17 protein-coding genes are annotated in these 24,791 nt (G+C 39.4%); 6 read left to right on the top strand and 11 right to left on the bottom strand.

Annotation, left to right across the window (positions count from 1 at the left end):
- Positions 1–190: 190 nt before the first annotated feature.
- From AC4IF5_RS17110 to AC4IF5_RS17125, 4 genes are all read right to left on the bottom strand, one after another.
- Positions 191–1,018: a YoaK family protein gene (locus tag AC4IF5_RS17110; RefSeq protein WP_490736617.1), complete on the bottom strand. Its 828-nt coding sequence runs from the start codon at positions 1,016–1,018 to the stop codon at positions 191–193.
- A 31-nt stretch (positions 1,019–1,049) separates the two neighbouring features.
- Positions 1,050–1,544, bottom strand: coding sequence for a hypothetical protein (locus tag AC4IF5_RS17115; protein WP_490736619.1), 495 nt, complete (start codon positions 1,542–1,544; stop codon positions 1,050–1,052).
- Positions 1,545–1,764: 220 nt separating this feature from the next.
- Positions 1,765–3,165 carry a sensor histidine kinase gene (locus AC4IF5_RS17120; RefSeq protein ID WP_490736621.1) on the bottom strand — a complete coding sequence of 467 codons (1,401 nt, stop codon included), beginning with the start codon at positions 3,163–3,165 and terminating at the stop codon, positions 1,765–1,767.
- 3 nt (positions 3,166–3,168) lie between these two features.
- On the bottom strand, positions 3,169–3,876 hold the full coding sequence (locus tag AC4IF5_RS17125) for a response regulator transcription factor (protein ID WP_490736623.1): 708 nt from the start codon (positions 3,874–3,876) through the stop codon (positions 3,169–3,171).
- Positions 3,877–4,100: 224 nt separating this feature from the next.
- Between AC4IF5_RS17125 and AC4IF5_RS17130 the strand changes: the two genes are divergently transcribed.
- The 6 genes from AC4IF5_RS17130 to AC4IF5_RS17155 all read left to right on the top strand — a co-directional run bounded on the left by AC4IF5_RS17130 (position 4,101) and on the right by AC4IF5_RS17155 (position 13,622).
- Complete coding sequence (locus AC4IF5_RS17130) at positions 4,101–4,670, top strand: helix-turn-helix domain-containing protein (RefSeq protein WP_490736625.1); 570 nt, start codon at positions 4,101–4,103, stop codon at positions 4,668–4,670.
- Between the two features lie 859 nt (positions 4,671–5,529).
- On the top strand, positions 5,530–8,355 hold the full coding sequence (locus AC4IF5_RS17135) for a TonB-dependent receptor (protein ID WP_490736627.1): 2,826 nt from the start codon (positions 5,530–5,532) through the stop codon (positions 8,353–8,355).
- Positions 8,356–8,365: 10 nt separating this feature from the next.
- On the top strand, positions 8,366–9,664 hold the full coding sequence (locus AC4IF5_RS17140) for a DUF5690 family protein (protein ID WP_490736629.1): 1,299 nt from the start codon (positions 8,366–8,368) through the stop codon (positions 9,662–9,664).
- Positions 9,665–9,675: 11 nt separating this feature from the next.
- On the top strand, positions 9,676–10,830 hold the full coding sequence (locus tag AC4IF5_RS17145) for a TIGR03364 family FAD-dependent oxidoreductase (protein WP_490736631.1): 1,155 nt from the start codon (positions 9,676–9,678) through the stop codon (positions 10,828–10,830).
- Between the two features lie 6 nt (positions 10,831–10,836).
- Positions 10,837–11,505 (top strand): HAD-IA family hydrolase, encoded by a 669-nt coding sequence (locus tag AC4IF5_RS17150; RefSeq protein ID WP_490736633.1) that lies wholly within the window; start codon positions 10,837–10,839, stop codon positions 11,503–11,505.
- A 263-nt stretch (positions 11,506–11,768) separates the two neighbouring features.
- Complete coding sequence (locus AC4IF5_RS17155) at positions 11,769–13,622, top strand: alkaline phosphatase family protein (RefSeq protein ID WP_490736635.1); 1,854 nt, start codon at positions 11,769–11,771, stop codon at positions 13,620–13,622.
- A 78-nt stretch (positions 13,623–13,700) separates the two neighbouring features.
- On the opposite strand, the gene AC4IF5_RS17160 is transcribed toward AC4IF5_RS17155, so the two are convergent.
- The 7 genes from AC4IF5_RS17160 to AC4IF5_RS17190 form a co-directional block, all read right to left on the bottom strand.
- The gene (locus AC4IF5_RS17160; protein WP_490736637.1) at positions 13,701–14,186 is read right to left on the bottom strand and encodes a GNAT family N-acetyltransferase; all 486 of its coding nucleotides are present in this window, start codon (positions 14,184–14,186) and stop codon (positions 13,701–13,703) included.
- A gap of 11 nt (positions 14,187–14,197) precedes the next feature.
- On the bottom strand, positions 14,198–15,616 hold the full coding sequence (locus AC4IF5_RS17165; protein WP_490736639.1) for an aminotransferase-like domain-containing protein: 1,419 nt from the start codon (positions 15,614–15,616) through the stop codon (positions 14,198–14,200).
- 43 nt (positions 15,617–15,659) lie between these two features.
- Complete coding sequence (locus AC4IF5_RS17170) at positions 15,660–16,025, bottom strand: hypothetical protein (protein WP_490736641.1); 366 nt, start codon at positions 16,023–16,025, stop codon at positions 15,660–15,662.
- Positions 16,026–16,271: 246 nt separating this feature from the next.
- Positions 16,272–21,074, bottom strand: coding sequence for a DNA repair ATPase (locus AC4IF5_RS17175; protein WP_490736642.1), 4,803 nt, complete (start codon positions 21,072–21,074; stop codon positions 16,272–16,274).
- A gap of 203 nt (positions 21,075–21,277) precedes the next feature.
- Positions 21,278–23,299, bottom strand: a complete 2,022-nt coding sequence (locus AC4IF5_RS17180; protein WP_490736644.1) for a flotillin family protein — start codon at positions 23,297–23,299, stop codon at positions 21,278–21,280.
- Positions 23,300–23,418: 119 nt separating this feature from the next.
- Complete coding sequence (locus AC4IF5_RS17185; RefSeq protein WP_490736646.1) at positions 23,419–24,075, bottom strand: hypothetical protein; 657 nt, start codon at positions 24,073–24,075, stop codon at positions 23,419–23,421.
- A 3-nt stretch (positions 24,076–24,078) separates the two neighbouring features.
- Positions 24,079–24,780 (bottom strand): PspA/IM30 family protein, encoded by a 702-nt coding sequence (locus AC4IF5_RS17190; protein ID WP_490736648.1) that lies wholly within the window; start codon positions 24,778–24,780, stop codon positions 24,079–24,081.
- Positions 24,781–24,791 lie beyond the last annotated feature (11 nt).

The following is a 24,791-nucleotide window of genomic DNA, read 5'->3' on the forward strand; positions in this document are numbered from 1 at the left end:
GCTTTAGCAACCCTCTGTAATTAATTTGAAAGTTATCATTTTCGTCCCATAAAAAATAAGGCAGAATAACAGCCCGGTTTATAGATCCGGAGATTGATTTTTCAAAAAAACACCCTTATTTCATCATAAAATAAGGGTGTTTACAGCTAGTTTATACAAAAAATTAATAGTGATATTTACACTTTTCCAATTACTCTTCAAAAACAAGTTTGCCTTTTTTCTCTCTTTTAGGGATCCCATGGATCTTCTCATACAAATAAGCAAAGAGATTAGGCTTTTTATAAATTCTGCTATATCTGTATTTTGTGTTAAAATGTCGTACATGAATTTTATACGCATCATATCCGATGACGATCAAAAGACATACACTGATGATATAAAACACTCTGAATTCCAGATAATAGTACGTCAGTCCGGAGAATACCGCCCCTAAAACATACGCGATCATAATGCTCATAAGCAGTTTTGCCCTCCCGATCAGCTCTCCATTTCTTCTGTATTTCTTTTGGGTAAACATAGAGACCAGGATTCCCAGGTCGGTCGTTGTTCCGGTAAGGTGGGTCGTCTTTACGGAAAAATTAGAGATACTCGCTGTCAATCCGTTCTGCAGTCCTGTCGCAAAAAGCATAAGGGCCACCAGATATTCTGTTTCTTCAAGGGTTTTCTGATAATAAAGCTGACCGTATACCCCTACGAACAGGAGACATATGATCTCCAGCACAATAGGCATTGAATGGGCAAAATATTTACTTTTTTTATTAAAATTGATCACAATAAAGTTGGATAGAAAGCTTCCGAAGAAGAATAAAAAGATCCATCCTCCTACCACTGCCACCTGTGTCCAGTTTCCTTTACTGATTTCTGCCGCCAGAATAGCGTAATGCCCGGTTACATTCGATGTAAAAGAGAGGAATATCAATAGGGATGCAATATTTATAGTACCTGCTGTAAATGCAGTCAGCGTCCCCAATCTGATATTGTCCCCCAGTGTCCTGCTGTTACTATAATTTCTTAACATTCTTTATCTTTTTTTAAATTGTGTTTCTTTTTCAGACCTCTACAAAGATCTCCGCCAGTCTTCCTCTTTCAGGAAGCCATTCTCTCGCCTCAAGGGCAATTTCACGGGACTGAAGCTCTTTGCATTTTTTGATGTAAGGAATAAGATCAAACTTCCCTTTTCCATTACTTTTGATGGATGAAGAATAATAAGCCTCTTCAATATTTTCCGCTTTCACATACTGATTGAATGTTCTCTGAAAACTTCCTGTAAAAATGTCACAGACGATTTTATTAATCAGATGAGGATATTTATTCTTAATGATTCCATAGGCGTCGCAGAACTCCTTCGGCCTGATCTTGTTGAAAACAGTTGTTTTGGTGTTGAATAAAAGATCTCTGATAGAATCTCCGGAATCATATCCTGAAGTAAGAAGAATATTATACTGGTTCTGATCTTCTGATGCATCTTTCTCCTTAAGTACTTTTTTCAATATGTTCAATGACTCAAGAGAATAATCTGTAGCAATTAAAATTGTTTTAGCCATGTTCTTTATTATTTTGTATTTTGTTTATCTTTTTTGATGATACAAAACTAGAACGACCAGATTAGAAGATCTTTGGAACGGAATTAAAATGTGATTAAAGAGATTAAAATGAGATTAGAAAATTGTTAAGGGGAATTAATATTGGTGAAAAAGTGAAATTGTAATAGGGTAAAAAGGCAAAGAAAGCGAAGAAAATAAAGATGTAAATGAGAAAATCTGATTACCCTTCCTTCTGCATACTATAAAAGTTCGGGAACCGCATCTGTACTGTCGTTCCCTGGTTCTCATGTGAGCTTACGATCAATTCGCCATGATGCATTCTTACGATGTTTCTTGCCAGCGGAAGTCCTATTCCATAGCCTTCATAATTGTTGGTATTGGAAGCTCTGAAGAACGGATCGTAGATTTTATTCATTTCCACTTCCGGAATTCCGATGCCCGTATCTTTTACAATAATATAGACATCTGTATCTGTAGCTCCGAGAGAAACTTTTACCTGCTGGAAATTGGAATATTTACAGCCATTGCTGATGATATTGGCTACCGCAAGATGCAGCAGCTGCTCATTACCCTGTACTTTCAGTTTTTTCGGATTGTCCGGAAGCATACTGATATCCAGATAGATATTATTCCTGGAATCAATTCTTCTGAGGGTTTCAATCACATCCCAAAGCAGCTGATCCATTCTTACCTTATCCATTTTCTGAATCTTGCCGTCGAATCCGGTTTGGGCGATCATCAATAAGGCTTTGATCTTTTTATCGAGCTTTTCAGCTTCATCCAGGATGATTTCCAGGGTTTCTTTATATTCTTCCGGAGTTCTGCTGATCGACAGGGCTACATCGGCTTCTCCCATAATGGAAGTCAGAGGTGTTCTCAATTCATGGGAAACGTTTCCGATCAGATGATTTTGAGTTTCAAAAGAGGTTTCGATACGGTTGAGCATATCATTAAATGTCTCTACCAACTCGTTCAGCTCCTTATTATCCGGCTGGGGCTCTAATCTTAAATGAAGATTCTCAGAACTGATCTCCTTTACCTTTCCGGTGATTTTCAAGATCGGTCTGAATAATGTTTTAGACAGATAAAAAGAAAAGATCATACTGAAGAAGAGCGAAAGCACAATACAGGTAAGCAGTGTTCTTTTTAAAAATCCAAGATAGTAGATCACATAATGGTTTTTGGCAGAAGCGATCGCAATATAATCTTTATCATCATATTTAAAACTCTGTCCTATATAATAGAATTCTTTATCATTATAATTGGACTCTCCTTCCCTGATGATATTTTTAAAGAAATAATCCGGGATATGAACTTCCTGTGATATTTTTTTGAAATTGGAATCTGCAGGAACCGCAAAAACATAATCCTTTTCCATCGGAAGTTCTTCATCATTCAGACTGTTGAGAATATGATTTTCCGGAAGGTCAAGATGATCTTTGCTTTTTTCGATCTGAACAATGGTTGCCGTTCGGATCTTCAGCAGTTCATAAAATCTCTGATGTGAAAAATTAACGATTGAAAAATAGACCAAACCACTAAACAGGAGGATAATGGCGGTAAAAACCAGCATCAGGAGCACCATCGTTTTGGTCTGATTTGTAATCACTCGGTTAAACATTCATTAGTTCTTTTTCAGGACATACCCCATTCCTATGACGGTATGAATTAATTTATTATCATCCTGGTTATCAAGCTTTTTCCTTAAATAATTAACATAAACATCCACTACATTCGTACCCAGTTCATAGTTGACTCCCCAGACCGCATCCAGAATTTCAGCTCTGGAAATCACTTTCTCAGGGTTATTAAGAAAGTATAGGAGTAATTTATATTCTGTAGACGTGAGAGAAATATCTTCTCCGCCACGGGTCACTTTTTTAGTATAATCATTTACCATAAGATCTGAAAACTGAAATACATTTTCATCGTTAGGCTCCGGTTCTACAGATTCTTGCGGTCCGTTATTATGGCTTCTCCTCAGCAGTGATTTTACACGGGCAACCAGCTCAATGAACTTAAAAGGTTTTACCAGATAATCATCTCCTCCGCTTTCCAGTCCGAGCACAATATTTTCAGAGGTTCCCAATGCTGTCAGGAACAGAATAGGAACGGTCTGATTGGTTTTTCTTATCTCCTTACACACATCCAAACCATTCATTTCCGGCAGCATAATATCCAAAATCACCAGATCGAAATCGTTGGCCTGCACCAGCTGTACTCCTGTACGTCCGTCAAAAGCTACAGATACTTCATATCCATTTTCCTGAAGTCCTTTTTTGATAAAAGACACTACGCTGGTTTCGTCTTCGATAAGAATAATTTTTTTCATAAATGAAAATAAGGAGTTTTACAAAAATAGGGAAATTTTCCCGGGATAGACAAAAAGGCAATAAAGCCCTTTTACATTTTAGCTCTTTTGCATTTTTTTGCCCTTTCGCCTCCAATAATAATTTTCAATGAATTGATTCCCTCCCGATACAAACTCTATAGAATAGTATTACCTTTGCTTTCAATAGAATGACGAAAAATAATTTTGGTTAAATAGCACACAGTATGAATGACTTTTTAATAGGTATCGGAAAGAGATTAAAGGATATTAGAAAAAAGAATAATTTAACCATCAATGAACTGGCATTCAAGGCCAATGTGAGTAATGGTCTTGTTTCCCGGATCGAAAACGGAAGAACGATTCCTTCACTGCCCGTTTTGCTGGATCTGATCCAGTCTCTTGAAATTGATGCCAGCTATTTCTTTGAAGGTGTAGAAAAGAAATCCAATGCCAAGTTTATTTACGTTCCTAAGGAAAACCAGCAAATTATAGAAAAAGAAGTTGAAGCTGAAGGATTTAAGTATATGCACATTTTCAGCAAGAGTCTTCATTCTTTGGGTTTTGAAGCTGTGTTACTCACCCTTGAACCTAATTCCAAAAGGGAAAAAGTAATTACAGATGCCTGGGAATTTAAGTATATTCTGAAAGGTGAAGTCAAATATGTCATTGATAATGAAGAGGTCATCCTGAAAGAAGGTGATTCTTTATATTTCAATGGTAAGTTTCCGCATGTTCCGGTAAGCATCAGTGACGAAAGCTGTGTGATGCTTGTCCTTTATTTTTATACGGCATAGAGCTGATCTATTATTCTTAATATCAATTTTTAATTTTCGCTCCTTATTATTTAACCTCAGTTCGGGATAGGACACTTTGCTTGAAAATAAGATTGGGAAGCTGGAGGCTGGAAGAAGGAAGTTATTGAGGTTTGAAAAGAGCTGAAAATCAATTTTATTCATGTTTTAAGAAGTACTTCATAAAGTTTTACGATAAATTTATGATTGTCCGCTTAATGTCATATAGTGCTAAATTGGATGATTTAAAGATTTTAAACAAATCACAATCAACTGATTTTCAATTTCATTTTGAGATTTTAATTTTACAAATATTGACACAAAATTGTAATTATGTCAAAAAACGGACAACCATAAAATTATTTGTCCAATATTAACTTCCAGCTTCCCTCTTCCAGCTTCCTGACTTAAACCTTTGTTTCTTATCCCGAACTCAGGTTATTTATATGAAGAAAAAGCACAACAGTATCTTCCGTTCAATATTTTATTTTTACGACCACTATGCACAAATAAAAAATGAGTGCCCTTCTCTAATTCTTTTCAGGTTTAGTCCGAAACAAAAGTTTACAAATATGCAACTTTTAGATTTCTGCTTTCCACGAAAATTAACGGATTGTTAACCAAAGCGAACTTATTTTTCAGAGGTTTAGATCAAGCCTGGATTCAGGTAATATGTATTAAAAACCGTGAAACAATGAATATAAGCCGCATTTACAGACTTTTTAATGATTATTTTAATCTTTTATAAAGTAAAATAGAGGTAACAAATCTCGCTTATTTGTTAATCAATACTTAACACAAAATATTTATATATATTAAAATTATTAGCTTGTTTTGCATAAAAAATTTAATATATGTAAAAATGAAAACAAATTTAGAGAAATTACTTACCCTTGTTTTTGTCTGTCTCATTATTTTTGTTTCAGCACAGAAGCAGTTAATTATAGGAACTGTTCTTGATGACAGCCAGCCCCTTCCCGGCGCATCGGTCAAAATAAAAGGACTGTCTAAAAATACGACCACCGATATCGACGGAAAATTTACCTTCAATGATATTAAGGAAGGTCCGTACAGTATACAAATCAGCTATATAGGATATGAATCTACAGAAATCAATGTTGATCTTAAGCCCGGAGAGACATTTGACCTGGGAACTGTAAAGCTATCTCAGCAGCGAAAGAACATTGAGGAAGTCGTTGTAACCGGAACCTTAAAAAACACGGAAGCAAGAGCTTTAAATCTTCAGAAAAATGCCATCAACATTACCAATGTTATTGCCTCTGACGGAATTGGAAAATTACCGGACAGAAATGCCGCAGAAACGGTACAACGTGTACAGGGCGTTTCGATCGAAAGGGATCAGGGAGAGGGAAGGTTTGTTTCTCTGAGAGGACTTCCACCGTTCTGGGCATCCACCACCATCAATGGAAACAGGCTCCCTACTGCTGAGGAAGAAACAACTTCCAGAGCTACAGCATTTGATTTTTTCCCTACCGAGCTGATCTCCTATGTACATGTAAACAAATCTTTTACTCCAGATATTGAAGCAGATGGAATTGGAGGCGGAGTCAATTTCATTACCAAAACTCCACCGATGAAAACAGAGTTCAAAGCAACCCTGGGAAGCGGCTATAATGCCAAATCGGATAAAGGAGTTTACAATCTTGGGCTGTTGTATGGCGGAAGAACTAAAGATAAGAAATTCGGGTATCTGTTCAATTTTGCTCATTTTATAAGAAACTGGTCTACCGATAATTTTGAAGCGAGAAGGAGTGGGGACGAAGGGGTTTTCAGAATGGAGCTTCGTGATTACAACGGAGTCAGAAAGACAACGGGAATCAACACCGCCTTTGAATATGTTCTATCGCCTAAAACGACCTTCTACCTGAAGGGAATGTATGGGACACTTTCAGATGATGAAACGCATTACAAGCACAGGATCAGATTTGATAAATTCAGCTCTGCCAATAATACGGCGAGAGTTGAACTTCAGAATATCCACAATTTACTGATTACAGAGCTTACCTCTGTTTCCTTGGGGGGAATTCATAATTTAAATAAAGGAAAGATCGACTGGGACCTGTCCTACTATGACAACAAATTCAAATATGGGAACATTCCGGACAAGCAGAACAATTCTTATTATGTAATTAAATACACTCAATCAGGAGTGGGAATCAACCCGGATTATATGTCAGACCGCGGAAACGGACCAAGAGCTTACTGGAAAGCTGATGGTGGCAAATTAGATTATAAAAACCCTGACGCCTTATTCGGTTTCTACAGTGATCCGGACTTTAAAATGGATGCTTCTCAAATGAGATTTACAGATCTTGAGTTTTATAAGGTTTTTGTAGAAGAAAAAGACAAGATCGTAGCCGCATTCAATCACGAGATTAATGCTTCTGATCAACTAATCTTAAAATACGGATTCAAGTACAGGGATAAGGAACGTAATGCGAAGTTCTCTGATATTTTCTACAGCTGGAACAATGACACAGCCCCTCTTTTAGCTGATTATTCCCAATACATTACCACACAGCCGAATGGCCCCAGGTATTTAAGTGAAATGAATACGCACATCGGAAGTTCTTTCGATCCCGTACTTTCCACTACAGGAATGAACCAGTTCTGGTTTCAGAATCAGGGAAATTTAAAAATCAATACTACCGATTCAGAAGCTCTAGAATATAATAAGGCCCTGGGAAGAAACTTTGACGTGTACGAAAAACATGCGGATGCCTATGGAATGGCAACCTATAAAGTAAATGATAAGATCACAGTTTTAGGAGGAATCAGGCTTTCCAATACCAATACAAGAGTAAAAGGATACGGCATAATTGATGATGTGCTCACTCCTGTTGAAAATACTAAAAATTATCTGGCTGTTCTTCCGATGATTCATTTAAAATATACCTTAGATGATAAGACCAACCTCCGTTTTGCAGCGACAAGAACTTTCTCAAGACCGAATTTCGGAGATTTAACTCCCGGTGGAACTTATATTGAAGCGGACAATGAATTCAAAGGAGGAAACCCTAATCTGAATCCTACTTATTCATTGAATTTTGACCTGATGGGTGAATATTATTTTTCGAATGTAGGGATTCTGAGTGGTGGTATTTTCTATAAATCGATTACGGATCCGATATTTCAGGATTCTTTTATCGGAAATTATAACGGAATCAATGGGGTACAGTTTACGGCTCCCAACAACGGAAATGCAGCATGGCTGGGAGGTATTGAGCTGGGAATCAATAAAAGATTTGATTTCTTACCTGGGTTGTTGCAATATTTCGGAGTCCAGCTGAATGCCACTTTCATGACCTCTGAAATGGAAAAGCCAAGCGGAAGAAAAGTGGCGCTTCCATACCAGGCAAAAGAACTCTATAATGCTCAGCTTTTCTTTGAGAAGAAAGGGTTCAATGCAAGGCTTGCCTACAATTATAAAGGGAAGTATGCCGTAGAATATGCCGAGGAGGATATCAACGATTCTTATTATGGTAAATACAGCAATCTGGACTTCGGAGGTTCTTACCAGTTTACCAAATACCTGACCTTATACGCGGATGTCAACAACATCCTGAACAAGCCCCTGATCTATCATTTCGGAAAAAATGAGGACCGTCCTGAACAGGTGGAATATTATGGAGTGAGATTCAACCTTGGAATAAAACTGAACTTCTAAAATCACAACCATGGCCAGAACCATTAATAAAAAAACTCTGGTAACCCTGAAGGCCGCTTTTGCTACTTTCGGTGTTTACTTTTGCATGTACGGTTTCAGGAAGCCTTTTACCGTCGCTTCTTTTGAAGGTCTCTCCTATTTTGGAGTGGATTATAAGATTCTGATCATCATAGCCCAGGCTGTAGGGTATTTTATTTCAAAATTCATCGGAATCAAGTTTATCTCAGAAATGAAGCCGCAAAAAAGGATAACTTATTTATTTGCTTTCATTGCCATAGCAGAATTTGCCCTGCTTGGCTTTGCCGCAGTTCCGGCTCCGTACAATATACTTTTTATGTTCATTAATGGAATTCCTCTGGGAATGATCTGGGGCATTGTATTCTCGTATGTTGAAGGACGTAAAACAACAGAAATCATCGGCCTGTTTTTATGTTCCAGCTTTGTCGTTTCTTCGGGGTTTACCAAGTCTGCAGGCAAATTTCTGATGGATCGTTTCCATATTTCGGAATTCTGGATGCCTTTTTCTGCCGGGCTTGTTTTTATCATTCCATTGATTCTTTTCGGATTGCTGCTGGAAAGGATCCCAAAGCCTACGGAAGAAGATATTTTGCTTAAGAACAGGAGACAACCCCTGAACGGTAAAGGAAGAAAAGCGCTGATCCAGCAATTTTTTGTCCCGATCGTATGCATCATTTTTCTGTATATCAGTTTAACGGTATTAAGAGATTTCAGGGATAATTTCAACCGTGAGATCTGGGATGGACTGCATTTTACGGCAGACAGTTCTGTTTTCACCTTAACGGAAATTCCTATTGCGGTGATGGTTCTGGTCATTTTAAGTTTCATGGTAAGGGTAAAAAACAATAAAAAAGCTTTTGCTTACTATCATTACATTCTTTTTGCAGGAATTCTTACCGTTGGGCTTTCCACGTATTTATTTCAGCAGGGATCACTTTCTCCTTTTTTATGGATGACCATTTCCGGTTTTGGAATGTACATCTGCTATATTCCTTTCAACGGTATCTATTTCGACAGGATGATCGCTGCTTTTGAGATCAAAGGTAATGTAGGCTTTCTGATCTATATTGTAGACTCGTTCGGCTATCTGGGAAGTGTTTTGATCCTGCTGTACAAGAACTTCGGGTCTGCCCAGACTTCGTGGCTTAGCTTTTATATCGATTTAAACTATATCATTACCGCCACTGTTTTAATTCTTTCGGTGATCGCTTTTCTGGCTTTCAGAAAAAAATCAAAGCCCAAGTCCAATTCTAATCAATTCATCAATTTCGATACTTCAAAAATCTTATAAATTATAGTAAAATGACAACAAAATTTGATTTACTCATTGTGGGCGGTGGGATTTTAGGAACATTCCACGCGTATCATGCACTGAAGAAAAATCTTAAGGTAGCTTTACTGGAAAGAAATGCCGTTCCCCAGGGCGCTACTGTCAGAAACTTCGGACAGGTAGTCCCTTCCGGAATGGATCTTAAATGGCAGAATTTCGGAAGAGAAAGTCTCGCAATATATAATGAACTTCATACACAGGCAGATCTTACTATCAGACAAAACGGATCTGTGTATGTCGCCTCCAATGATGAAGAGCTTCAGCTTATTGAAGAACTCTACGAGATCAACAGAAATAATGATTATGAATCTGTTTTATTATCAAAAAATGACTGTATCATGAAATTTGATGGTCTTCGTTCTGATTATTGTAAAGGAGGGCTATTTTTCCCTCAGGAGCTTTCTGTAGATTCTGCTGATATGATCATAAAGCTTCACAAGCTGCTGCAGGAAAGAATGGGACTTCAGATCTTCTATAATACAACTGTTCTGGAAACTCATGAGGATGACCAGAAATGTACTGCCATTACAGCAGACGGAACAGCATTCAATGCTTCCAAAATCATTATTTGTGGCGGGCATGAGTTCAAAATATTATATCCCAACGTATTCAACGAAAGCGATCTGGAAGTGAGCAAGCTGCAGATGCTTCAGACCAAACCACAGGGGATCTATTCGCTTCAGGGAAATATTCTTACCGGTCTTTCAATCAGAAGATATGAGTCATTCAGCGAGTGTCCTTCTTTCCAGAAGATCAAGAGTTTGGAAGCCCCTAATTCATTTGAGAAAAAATACGGGATTCATATTTTATTCAAACAGGCTCTTGACGGCTCTGTGATCTTAGGAGATTCCCATGAATATGCTGACGCGGAAAATGCTGATGACCTGGGGTATGATCTTAATATGGAAATTGATGAATTCATGATCCACCAAGCCAGGAAAATTATTGATCTTCCTACCTATGAAATCCAGAGAAGATGGTTTGGGGTATACTCTCAGTGTAAAACTAAAGATATTTTTGAGCACAGCCCATCTGCCAATATTCATATTGTGACCGGTATCGGAGGAAAAGGAATGACGGGAAGCGGAGGCTTCTCCAAATTTAATATTGAAAAAATCTACGCATAAACTGAAATGAAAAATATAGAGTTATTAGTTCTGGATATGGCCGGAACAACGATTGATGAAGATAATGTAGTGTATAAAACTTTAACAGATGCCGTAAACGGGTATGGCTATGAAGTCAGCCTGGAGAAAGTATTATCCACCTGCGCCGGAATGGAAAAACTTGAAGCGATCATAAGCCTCCTGAGAGAAATTGATGGTAATGAAAAGGATGCTCCTGCTATTTTTGAAAATTTCTCTGATCAGCTAAAAGAGTCTTATCGAAACCTTGAAGTAAAACCGATCAACGGAACAGAAGATTTTCTTCTTACAATGAAAGCCCGGAGCAAAAAAATAGTTTTAAATACAGGATACACCTCTGAAATAGCGCAACAGCTTTTGAAAAAACTAAACTGGAAAGAAAATATCCATTTTGATGCTTTGATCACAGCGGATGATGTTTCTGAAAGCCGCCCAAGTCCTGAGATGATCCGTCTTGCCATGAAAAAGTTCAGCATTACTGAAGCTGAAAAAGTCTTAAAGGCCGGAGATTCCGTCATTGATATTGAAGAAGGAAAAAACGCGGGATGCGGATTGACAATTGCCGTTCTTTCAGGAGCACAAAACAGAACAGAACTGGAAAAGGCAGAGCCTGATTATATTTTCAATACGATTTCTGAGGCTGAAGGTATTCTTTGACGACTTCTTTTTTCAAATTATATTCTAAAAACGAATGGCACAAATATTTTTCACGGATGACCTTATTTAGCATGCTTGTGAAATTGTTTGTGTCATTTATTTTTTCAGGTTTGTATCTAAGAAACCACCCTGCCATATCTTTATTTTAATTATCAATTAATTAACTTTCCGTTCACACATGTTTACAAATAGTAAACTAATTTTACAATAATTAAAAATTAATTACTATTTGTAAACTTTCATACCTCAAAACCCATTATCCCATGAAAACAAAACTATTCTCAATGGCTGTTGTCATGAGCTGCTTCCTTGGAGCTCAGACCAAAAAAGTTCTTTTTATCGGCATTGACGGATGCCGGGCCGATGTCATGATGGCCGCCAGCACTCCAAACATCCAGAACCTCATCAGTCAGTCTATCTACTCTCTTGACGGTCTTTGCGCAGCCACGACCTGGAGTGGAAACGGATGGAGCACCATGCTTACAGGCGTATGGCATACCAAGCACAATGTCCAGGACAATAATTTTACAAGCCCGAACTATGTAAACTATCCTGATTTCTTAACCAGGGCAGAGACCTTTAATCCTAACCTGAGAACGATTTCTCTGGCTCACTGGGCTCCGATCAATGATAAGATCATACAGAACGCGGATGTAAAAACCAATCTTGCAACAGATCTTGCTGTAAAAAATGCGGCTGTAAATGCTTTGCAGAACGACAATCCGGATATTCTATTTGTAGATTTTGATGATGTGGATCATGCGGGACACTCTTATGGCTTTTCTTCAAATGTTCCGCAATATGTTTCTTCCATTCAGACAACAGATACGTATGTCGGAGAGATTGTCGCTGCCATGAAAAACAGAGCAACTTATAATAACGAAGACTGGCTGGTAGTTTTAACAACAGATCATGGCGCGGTAGACAGCTCGCATGGTGGCGGAAATCTTTCGGAAAGAAATATTTTTACCGTCTATTCCAATCCAGGGTTTAGCCCACAGCAGATCAGCAAAACGGTTCTGGAATCCAATAAAACATTTAACCAGTTGAATTTTCCGGCAGGAACCTATGCAAAACCGGCTAATCAAGCTCCTTTTAACTTTGGAACCACCCAGGATTTCACCATTGAATTTTGGGTAAAACCTAATGTTTCCTATTCCAGTGATCCGGTGATGATCGGTAATAAAAACTGGGCCAACGGAAAAAATAAGGGAATTATTTTCTCAGGGTATTCCGGACAGACTTTCAAAATGAATATCGGTGACGGAACCAACAGAATAGATCTGGTTGGAGGAAAAGTAGAAACAAATAAATGGAAACATATTGCAGCCAGCTTTGACAGAGATGGCCTTGTAACGCTTTATGAAGATGGAGTTCCGGTAACTTTTGCTAAAATGAATACCATCGGAAATATTGATTCCGGATTTCCTTTAACCTTAAATCAGGATGGAACGAATACCTACGGGATTAACCTTGCCGCTTCTTATAAAGATGTAAGAATCTGGAAATCTGCACTTCCAAATGATGTGATCGTGAATTGGGCCAATCAGGATATTACTCCTTCCCATCCTTATTATTCTCAGTTGCTAGCTAACTGGAAGTGTAATGAAACCTCTGGAAATACTCTGGCAGATTCAAGTCCAAATGCGAATAATATGATTGTGACAGGTTCTCCAACCTATAACGCCAATACAGTCAACAATTTTAAAGTCTATGATTATACCTCTACAACAAGGGAAACCGACCACTTCCCTACTGTTCTGAACTGGCTTTGTATTCCGGTACAGTCTACATGGGGAATTGATGGAATCAACAGAATTCCTGCCTGCCCGAATGGGTTTTTGGCCAATAAAGAAATAAAGACAGCAACCGGTGATCTTAAAATATATCCGAATCCTGCTTTGGCAAGCATCAGCATTCAATACCAAACTGAAGATAAGACCATTAAAGCCGAAATCATTGATACGAAAGGTTCCGTTATTTCAACCCACCACCTGCATTCTTCAAAAGGAAATTACAATGAAAAAATAAGTATTGAGGCACTTCCGGCCGGAATGTACTTCATTAAAATCAGTGGAAGCAAAAAGTCACTGACCAAAACTTTTATCAAGAAATAAAACAGTAAAGCAATTAGATTTAAATTTTGATATTAGAACAAGGATTTTCTATCCAGGTTCTAATATCTTTTTTTATGCTTACCCCTTGATATCCAATTGCATCTGCACATCCACACGCTCGTAGGCTACATCGGTAACAGGAATATGTTTAAAACCCAGCTTTTCATAAAGCTTTATGGCTGGCACCAGCATGGAATTGGTCACTAAAAATACCTTTTGCGCTCCTAATTCCTTCGCTTTATCCACCAAAGCATTCCCCAACAGATAACCCAGTCTTTTCCCTTGGGCTTCAGGGCTTACGGCCATTTTTGAAAGCTCAAAGATAAGAGGCTCATTCTGGGTTTTTACCAGCGCACATGTTCCTACTGCTTTCCCGTTCAGCAAAGCAAAAGCAATATGTCCGCCTTTATTTAGGATCTCTTCTTCAGGATGATCCAGCAATTTATAATCTCCCGGTTCCATCACAAAGAATGTTTTGATCCATTCTTCGTTCAGAGTTTTGAAGGCTTCTTTGTATTGGGGTTCGTAAGCTATAACTTTTACTTCATTTTTGGTCTCATTCATCACGATAAGGTTTATTGTATTTTGTTTTTTATCATTTTCCCCAGCTTTTCCAAATCGCTTTCTACACGATCTGTCCACTCAAGGGCATAATTCAGACGCATACAGTTCTGATACTGATTATATTGTGAAAACATTCTTCCCGGCGCGAAATTGACCTTCCGGCTTAATGCTTCGTCATAAAGATCTTCGGTACAGATTCTTTTATCCAGCTCGAGCCATAGCATAAAGCCTCCTTTGGGCTCTGAAATTTTGGTATTATCAGGGAAATACTGTGTCACGGATTTCTGAATCTGGAGATAGTTGGCATACAGCTTCTTCCTGAACATTCTCAGGTGATGATCATATCGCCCATGCTCCAGAAAATCTGCGATCACATCTGAAAACAAAGAGGGGCCCGATACCGTCTGAACCAGCTTCTGGCGAATGATCCTTTCTTTAAATTTCCCGGGCGCCACCCAGCCCACCCGATAACCGGGAGCCAGCGTTTTGGAAACCGAGCCTGTCCACATCACAATATCCGCTTCATCATAAAACTTACAGGGTTTTGGTCTTTCCGCTCCAAAGTAAATGTTTCCGTAGACGTCATCTTCGACCAGAGGAACATTATATTCGGTAAGCATTTTCACCAGCTCTTTTTTGTTCTCATCAGGCATCTGGAACCCTAACGGATTATTGTAGTTGACCACAAAGCAGCATGCGGACAATTTCGGAAGTACTTTTTTTAATGCATCCAGATCTACTCCGGTAATAGGATGGGTAGGAATCTCCACCGCTTTCAGCCCTAAAAGCTGAATAGCCTGAAGTATTCCAAAATAAACAGGGCTTTCCACCGCTACAGAGTCTCCCGGCCGGGTCACCGCCATCAGGCAGTTATAGACTCCGTTCATAGCGCCGGAAGTGATGACCAGATCATCTTCTGTAATCTTGCCTTCCATGACCATAGCCCATTTGGCAATTTCACGACGAAGCTTCTCACTTCCCTGTACCGGCTCGTAGTTTGTTCCGCTGTCGCTCTTCCTCTTCATTACATCAATCATACACTTTTTCATCTTCGCAACAGGGAGAAGACTTTTCCCGGGAATTCCCAATGCAAACTGTGTAACGTCAGTTCCGTCAATTGTTCCGAATACCTTATCAATCAGATCCTCTGGAGTGTTTTTAGTTTCAGAAATCTTCATTTTAGCCACAGAAGGCAGAGCCAGCTTTCTTTGAGAGGTCTGACTTACATAGTACCCGTATTTGGGGCGAGATTCTACCAGCGAGCGGCTTTCCAGCTCCATGTAGGCCTGCTTTACCGTATTCAGGCTCACATTATATAATTTCTGGGCACTTCTTAACGAGGGCAGCCGGTCTCCGAACTGCAGGGTATCACTTTTGATCTGCTCAGTCACAGAGTTGGCTATTTTAAGATACAGGACATCTTTAGGCATTGTGAATCGTGGTTTTAAGTAAATGTACAATTTTATCCCTGTTTTAAAGATTCAGCCAGCTTACCATCCTTCGGATGCTGCTTTTCAGCTGTTCCGGATCTCTGAAATTAGGGGTATTATTCTTTTTAAAACAGCTTTCGGCATGGTTGCCAAAATTTCTTTTCTCCACTTCCGTCAATCCTTTTTTGTCATAAACTTTAAAGGTAATCTCATTCTTTTCGTTCATGATAAGGCTGGCAAATGCAATGATTTCATTTTTCCTTTTAGCCAAAAGAAAAGGAAGTCCGAAGTTTTGATCTACCTGCTTACATTCCTGTGCCTGTAAAAAAATATTTTTCAGCATCAACATATCTGAAATATAGGCTTCAGCATATTGAACAGGTTCCTGATGTAGTGTGATCGTTTCCATACTATTCCTTCTTTAGCTAAACAAAATTATGGAGTCTTTTCATTAAGACACAGATACAGAAGTATACAATATCATGGGTACAGATTGTATCTGTTCCATTTGTTTTATGTTTCGCTGATCCTGAAGATTGAGCAGATTGTTATATAATGATCTATGGAGCCCTCTCAATGTGGGAGAATTAGCAATCAAAAAAGACTGGTTCTATCCTGAACCAGTCTTTTTGATAAGTTTAAAAATGTAAAAATATCAGTCTATTTTTTTCAATGCTTCTCTAATCCCTTCCAATCCGTCTCCGAATTGGGCAAGCAACGCCACGATCTGGGACATTCTGTCATTTTCCCCTAAGCCTTTTAAGGTCTTATTTTTCACAAAAGTTTTCCTGATCTCTTTCCAGCGTTCTGCTTCTTCAGCTGAAATCGTACCGATCAGCTCTTTCAGTTTCAGCATATTGGCTTCCGCTCCGGTAGTCAGCGTCTGAGACTCGTTCTGGTAATGATTCAGAACGATCTGTGTAACCTCATCTTCTTTCAGAATAGGCTGTACCTGTGTAATAAGCTTATTCATATTACGGTAAGATCCCTGAAGCTTGAATGACGGCTCATTTCTGTAATCGTCAGACATTGCTGCAGATGCGATGTATTCTTTATTCACTTTCAGGACCATATCTCTTACTATGATCGTGTTTTTCAGCACAGCTCTGAAGTCTGATATTTCATTAGAGCTGAAATTCCCTTTCAGATTATCCGCAGGATGGTCTGTTATAACGCTGTCATATAGCTCATAAAGATTCTCCATTCCCGGCTGGGTAAGTCTGGTAAGATATTCGTTGGACATCAAAGCATTTTCGATAAGGCTCAGATCAAAAAGGTCTGTTTTGGACCCTGAGATTTCTCCCAGATTATAGGTATCTGAACGGTTCGCAAGCATATCCGGAATTTTAAATTTCTCTCCATTCTCTGTATAGGGATTTCCTGCCATTACCAGGCAGAATCTTTTGGAACGCAGATCATATGTTTTACTTTCCCCGTTGTAGATTCCTTCTATTTTTCTCTGTCCATCAGCAAGAGAGATGAATTTCTGTAAGAATTCCGGATTGCAGTGCTGGATATCATCAAGGTATAGCATGACATTATCTCCCATTTCAAGGGCAAGATTCAGTTTTTCAAGCTCCTGTCTTGCTCCTGCATTTCTGGCTTCCGAAGGATCCGTTGAAACGATATCATACCCCAGGGACGGCCCGTTGATCTTCATAAATACCAGCCCCATACGTTCCGCCATATACTCCATCAGGGTTGTTTTTCCATATCCCGGAGGCGATACCAAAAGGAGCATTCCCATTCTGTCCGTTCTTTTTTCTGAGCCTGCCGTTCCCAGCTGCTTCGCCAGATTGGCCCCTATCAAAGGAAAATAAACATCATTGATCAGCTTATTTCTGACAAACGAGCTCAGTATCTGCGGTTTGAAAGTATCCAGCTTTAATGATTTTTTCTTTTCATTGACCCAGCTGTATTTTAATTCCTGAAGACGTTTATATTTCGGAACGGTAATGGTATTGAAGTGCTCCAGACGGGATACAAATTCAAAGTAATTAAGATTATATTCTGTATCTTTTTCAAGAGATTTCAGTCCTTTTATGGTTACTTCACAGGAAATATGCCTGATATTTTTCGGATCAAACTTCTGAGTAATGATAAATCCGATAGTTTCCTGTATGATATTTCTTTCAGCCTGCGGATCAAAAGCCTGTAACGCACTCTCGGCAATATAATAACATGCTGAAGGGTATTGATACATAGCCTGTATCTGGCTAATAAACTCCAGGTCTTTGCCTTTTTCTTTCAGCTCTTTCAGAAATAATTCATACAAAGCTCCTGCTTTTTCTGAGATCAGGAAGTTTTCTTTGTCCTCCTGCTTCAGATATATGGCAGCATTGATACAATCCGTTTCTTTAAAAATGTTATATGATGATGCGAAATCTTTCATTTCTTCTGCCAGTTCCCTGCTTATATATTCAAATCCCTGTTTTGGAATGAATGAATGGGAGATAATGGCGGCCGCCTCAAACTGTTTGGTATAATATTCTTTTCTGCCATTTTCCAGGAAGAACCAGAAAAGCTGAGCCAGAGCTCTCTCCTGTGCGGTAAACCTCATAAGTCCCAGCTCATTATGCATTTGCTGAAGCTTCATCACAATAGTCTGCGCATCTTTATCATGAATTCCTTTTACCAGCCCTTCCCCGAAATGTTCCGCAGTAAATTGCTGTACAGCCTGCTCATTCTGTAATTCCGTCGTAATTTCTTTATGAGCTGAAAAGACATTCCACGCAAGGTATTCAAATCTCCTTACCTGGGAGTTCTCTGAAATGAATTCCTGGTTCCATACTTCTTTGAATTCATCCACAGCAGTAAAGTTCAATGGTTCATAGAAGCTTGTTCCGGTAAGATGATAATAATACTGTGCATTTTTCAGCACAAGGGTAAGGTCCAGCTTCTGTTGGTTGACTGCAAATTTATAATCTCCCAGCGCAATGATGCTTTCACCATCAGTATAGATCTCTTTTTTATCTTTCAGCTTTCTTACAGATTCCTGCTGGGAGGTTTTCAGAAGTGTCTGGATTTCTTCAGACTTTGCAGAGTCTTCCAGTTCTGCCAGCTGCCTTGCAAAATCCCTTACTTTTTCCACCATCAGATCCGATGCAAAATAGCCGTTGATCTCATTCTCGGAGTCAAACGATTCTGCTTTGGTCTGTACAGACTTCAGGATTCTCTGAGCGGCATCAAAAAGAGTCTGCGTTCTTTTATTTCTCGCTTCGGTAAGCTGAACTCTTTTATTCTGGAAATGTCCGTAAACTTCTTCTCTTTTGTTTCCGATCTCCCGGATAAATTCTTCAAAGTCGATGAATTTTGTCTCCATCTCTTCCAGCTGAATGGAAAGCTTGGTCAGATATTCATCACATTTTTCCGGAGTCTGGGACAATTCTAAAAAGTTGATGACAGCCTGATCAAATAAAGTGATCTGCGCCTGAAAATCTGAAGCCAGCTCTTTTCCTGAAATCTCCCTTTTCCTTTTGCTGAGCTCCAGCCTTTCCTGGTTCAGGCGGGCGAAGATCAGTGATATGTTTTCTATGATCCGGGTAGACTGGGAAGTATCTTCGATCTTAAGATTGTTGACAATATCCACCAGCAGCTCCAGCTGTCCGGAAAGCGTATTGATATTTTCCTCAATGGCTTTTGCATCCACAGCTTTCTGCAAAGCAATGATGTCTTCTGATATATTTTGTGCTTTATCTTCATAAGGCAGTAATGCTTCTTCCTGCAGCAGAAAATCCACACAGGCATTGGAAAGCCCGGTATACCGGTCTGCAAGTGATTTTTCCAAAGAAGCCAGCAAAGCCGCATCTGCATACTTAAGCTCTCCTGCTCCTGTCACTTCTCCTCTTAATGCTCTGATCAGGGAAAGGGCATCAATATATTCCGTCAGTTGAGAATAGTGAAGCCTTTTGGTATCATCAAGAACTTTATCGCATGAGCTTTTTATTCTTTCTAAAGCTTCTTCTGTACTTTTTCTCTGTTCTACGACTTTTTCATATTCATTGATCGCAGAATGGGCAATACCTCTGATCTCTTTCAGTGGCTGGTCCAGTTTCTGAATTTCTGCTTCTCCCAGGAAATAGTAGGTATCCAGAATAAAGGTCGAAAGCTTTACAATATCATCATAAAGGCCGCTATAAGAATCTTTTTTATTGAGAAGCGTAATCAGCTCCTGGCTTTCTGCCATAACCCTGACGATGTCCTTATTCCCGATTTTGTATAATAAGCTGTCTGCTTTTTCTATATTGGGCGCCAGCTCTTTGGAAAAAGGCGTCTGCCAGATCTGAGCCAGATGATGCTTGGTCGTTTCAATGCTTTCCCTGAGATAGATCAGCTTTCCGTCACGCAAAAAGGTGAATCCGCTACAACGGATCGGCGTTTCTATGGTCTGGGTAATGATATTATAGGATATCAGCTGATAATTATTCGTTTTATCATCATAGAAAACGTATAAAAAATTCTCCCCGTTCGGTTCTGTAACGGTCTTCAGATAGTACAGCCGGTTCTGGTCCTGGGAAATGACTTTCAGCCCTCCGGTCTGGAGCGCATATCCGTTGGAGAATAATACTCCCTGATTTTCCGGCAGCAGCAGACCTGAATATTTAAGGGCATCTGCCCTGGAAACGGTCTTTTCTTTATGATTGTAAATGAAATAGCGCTCCGTTTCCTGGTAAGGCTTTATTTTGAACAGAACAAGATTGTCCAGGTCACAGAAATGAATCTCCGCATCATCAAGGTTCTGGTCTTTATGGATAACGTCTTCGGAGTAGATCCCTTTTCCCGTATCTGTATTATCTTCTATTTTAATAGTGATATCTCCACCGATACTTTCTACAAACACTTTATCCGCTAAAGAAATATGAGGATGCTTTCCCGAGCGCTGCATATCTCTTGTCGCTTTTGTCCATATAAAGCCATGCTGCTGAGGATAAGCTGTTTCTGAAGCACTTCTTGAGTCTACATAGATCAGCCGGTTCTCTCTGATCAGCCATTTGAACGCTTTGATATCTGTGGTACTTTCTGAAAGCTGAAAGACCATATAAAGATAGTTCTCTGTAAAGGTGAACCTGGCAAAGAAGGTATTCCTGTAGTATTTATAAAGATTTTTAAATTCGTCAATGAAAACCTCATCATTGATCAATGTATGATCCTGAGGCTCAAACCGGTTATTATTGATCTTATATATTGAAAAAACATCCGAAATATTAATTTCAGTCTGTAAGCCTAAATGAGCATTGGACCCAAAGATCAGATGATCTCCCAGAGAATAGATATCCTTGGCAATACAGCTGTGCTCTGTTGAGATCCTTTCGTTGGCAATAAGAGAAAAATCTACGCCCCCAAATATATTTTTACGGTTTTCATTAAGCTTCTGGAGCCTCTGGATCAGGTCATTCTTCTGCTCATTAAGGCGGTTCTGAATAATTTCGTAGGTTCCGGAATTAAGTTGTTCTGACATAGTTTTTATTTAGGTTGTCATTCCTGCTGTCAGACAGCAGTTCCTTGTAAAACTTGTGATACTTTGCTAAAATTTTAATGTTTTGGCGCTTGATGTAAACCTATAAGGTTCGTTGGCAGCATTGGTAGTCAACCTGTTATTTATAAAAGTATCACGTTTTAAAAAACTCTCAATGAGATACCAATGAGAGTTTTTTGAATTGTTTAAATGTGATTATTATTCACCGGCTTATTCTCTACTCCAAGGTGTCTGGCCATATCAAGCGCCTTTTCCAGAATTCCTTTTTCCTGCTGGCTGGCTACTCCGTTCAGTTTAAAGATCAGAGAGGCAATGCTCATATTTTTGATGTCTTCAGATGAGATCTTATATTTATCTACCATGCCCATCACCTTACCAATGATATTCTCACCGTCTCCTAAAAGACTTTCCTTTACAATCTGTGCATTTTCACTGTGGCTGATGAATTTATCCAGTCCTTTTCCGGCAGAAACCTGACGTATTACATTATCAAAGAATGTATTATCCCCTCCTACGATATCAATTTTTGCAGATTTGAAAGCTTCTGCCAAGACCATAGACTGGGCTTCTGCAATATCTTTCTGAATCGCGATCTGTGCAAGCTCCACATCTTTTTCTTTTGCAAGTTGCAGACGGAATTCTTCGTGGTCTTTTCCTGCATCATTCAGTTTCTTCATTGCTTCTGCCTTTTCAGTGATTCCCGCAGCTTCCGCCAATGCTTTTTCCTTGATTACCTCAGCCTGCGCGATTCCTTCTTTTTTGACAGCGTCTGCTTTTTTCTCGATCACGACAGCTTCTGCAATTCCCTGTCTTTCTGCCGCATCTGCTTTAGCATGCATCACCTGAGCTTCAGATAAGCCTACGGTAGCTTCTTCTTTTGCCTTGGCATCTGCAATGATCTTACGTGCTTCCGCTTCTTTCTCAGCGGCATCTCTTTTCGCCTGCGCTTCGATCACATATTTCTGTGCATCCTTTTCTGCCGCCAGCTTACGTGCTTCTGCTGCTTTGGTCTCTTCGATCAGCTTTTTCTCTGCTTCCTGAGTGGCAACGGTGATTTCAACCTGCTTGTTTCTATCTGCTGTTTTGAACGCTTCAAGATCTTTGATTCCCTGCTGTTCTTCCACTACTGTTTTCTCCATCGTTAAACGCTCACGGATAGCATCCTGAATGCTTTTCTTTTCCAGCTCTATCGCTTTTTCTTTTTCAATCTGCGCCAGGGAAACGACTCTCTCTCTTTCCGTCGCTTCAAGCGCCTTATCTTTCAATACTCTTTCTGTTTCTACCAGATCCGCACGTTCCTTATTTTTAGCAGCGATCACTACCTGACGAAGTTTGTTTTCTTCCGCGATCTGCAATTTTTCTTCCGTAGCAATACGTACCGTTTCATATCTCAGACGCTCTTCTTCTTCTACTTTTAAGATTTCGGCATTTTCACGGGCTTTGATATTGGCGACTTCCCTTTTTTGAGATTCTTCTTTTTCTGCCAGCTGCTTTTCCAGTTCCAGAATGGCTTCACGAGCTTCTACGTTCTGCTTAGTGATCGTTTTTTCTTCATCACGGCGAACCTGATTCGCTTTGATATTCTGGGTTGCCGTAAGTTCCGTGATCTTTTTAATTCCCTCAGAATCAAGGATATTATCTTTGTCCAGCTTATCGATAGAGGTCTGCTCAAGATAATCGATTGCACAGTCATCCAGCACATAACCATTCAGATCCGTTCCGATAATGTCAAGGATTTCCTGACGGAATTCGCTTCTTGCCTCATAGAGTTCTGTGAAATTAAATTTCTTTCCTACGGTTTTAAGGGCTTCTGAAAATTTAGCTTCAAAAAGCTCTCTCAACGTCTGGGCATCTGACGCTCTCTGGCATCCAATGGTCTGACCTACATTGACAATATCATCTACCGATTTGTTGACACGGATGAAGAATGCTACCTGAATATCTGCTCTCATATTGTCTTTACAGATTAATCCCGCTCTTCCTTCTCTTGAGATCTCCAGCTTTTTCACAGAAATATCCATAGATTCCATACGGTGAATAATAGGAATGACAATCCCTGCATTAAAGAAGACTTTTGTACCTCCATAACCAGTTCTTAAAATAACGATTCCCTGTACAGTCTTTTTATACATCGATAAAATCCAGAAAATCAAGCCGATCGTCGCTACCGCAACAATAATAATTCCAGCAATTAAAGGTAAGTTCATAGTTTTATAAGTTTATAGTTTATATATGAATGTGTTTTTTTATTTAAAAATATTGAGAAAGGATCTCAAAAATATAGTTCAGCATGATCCAGAATAAGTCAAGCATGATTGTGTATTTTTTAATATCTCATAGATCGCTGTACATAATAAAGTCGTTTTTCCGGTTCTTCATCTACAATCATCACACGGGTACCGTGCTCCAGCTTTGTACCATCATTACTTTTTACCATCAGGGTCATAGGGTCGCTCCCGATAAAGACTTCCATCATCCCTATTTTATCATCCTGAATGGTTGATTTCAAGCGTCCTTCTCTTCCCAAAAAGGCATAGGACACCTCGCCTTTATGATTGATCTCCCTGAAAAAGGGATTTAAAGGTTTCAAAATTACTTTTGTCAGCAGCATTCCGGCGATCAACAGAGGAAATAGAACCAGCACTCCTATCCACGTTGGAAGCGGAACAAAATAATTCAGATAGAATGATCCCAGCCAGGTTATCAGCAATGAAAGCGTAAGAAAATAGGTCACGGGAACAATATCCAGATTCAGAAATTTCAGGAAGTGCATCCATGCAGAGGGATCGTTATCCGAAGCGTGAAATTGACCGTCCGGAATATCCGCATCTGCATCAGCGTCCAGGTCCGAATGGATGCCTATGTCAATATCCAGCCCGGTAAGTATGGTAAATAACCAATAGATCACTGAAAGTCCGAGCAGAACTGTCAGCACAGTGTTTACCGGGGAAAATGCTCCGTTTAAAAATTCCTGAAAGGTCATATATTAGCCTTTTTTAAGTGTTTCTTTTAATCTGTTTAAAGCTTCTTCAGCTTCTGTGTCTTTATTGTTTACCATCGCATCGATCTCTTCATCAATAGTTTTTCCGGATTTTGAAAGGTCCGCATAGGCTTCAGCGAGTGTTTCCTGCTGCACTACTCTTTCTTTCAGCTTTTCAAGCATGCTTACTGCACTTCCGGTATCCATCTGGGTCATTTTCTGATTGATGTCTTTAGTTGCTTCACTTACCTGAACTCTTGCTTTCAGGGTTTTCAATTCGTTTTCCCATTTGGCAATACTGGATTTCAGATGGCTGATCGTTCCCTGCATCTTGTCGCATTCGGTATAAAGCTTTTCATGTTCCCTGTGCAGATTAAGGGCCTTTTCCTGTGAAGAGGTCTGCTTTTTCAGCGCTTCTTTCGCAAGACGGTCGGCATCTGCCGTTTCCGCCTCTCCTTTTTCAGCTTTCTGAACAATCACAACAGCCTTGTTGTAATAATCTTTAGCGATCTGCTCCTCAGCTTCTGCCTCGTTCTTTTTACGGATGGCAAGGGCTTTAAGCTGAGCCAGTGCTTCAATACTTTTTGCAAGCTCTTCCTTCATCTCACGGATTCCCTGTTCCGTTGTATTGATAGGGTCTTCAAAGCTTTCGATCACAGAATGGATCTCTGCTTTTCCTATTGTTAATAATCTTTTAAAAATGTTCATTTTAAATATCT

The organism is Chryseobacterium sp. UF-290 (assembly GCF_058245615.1).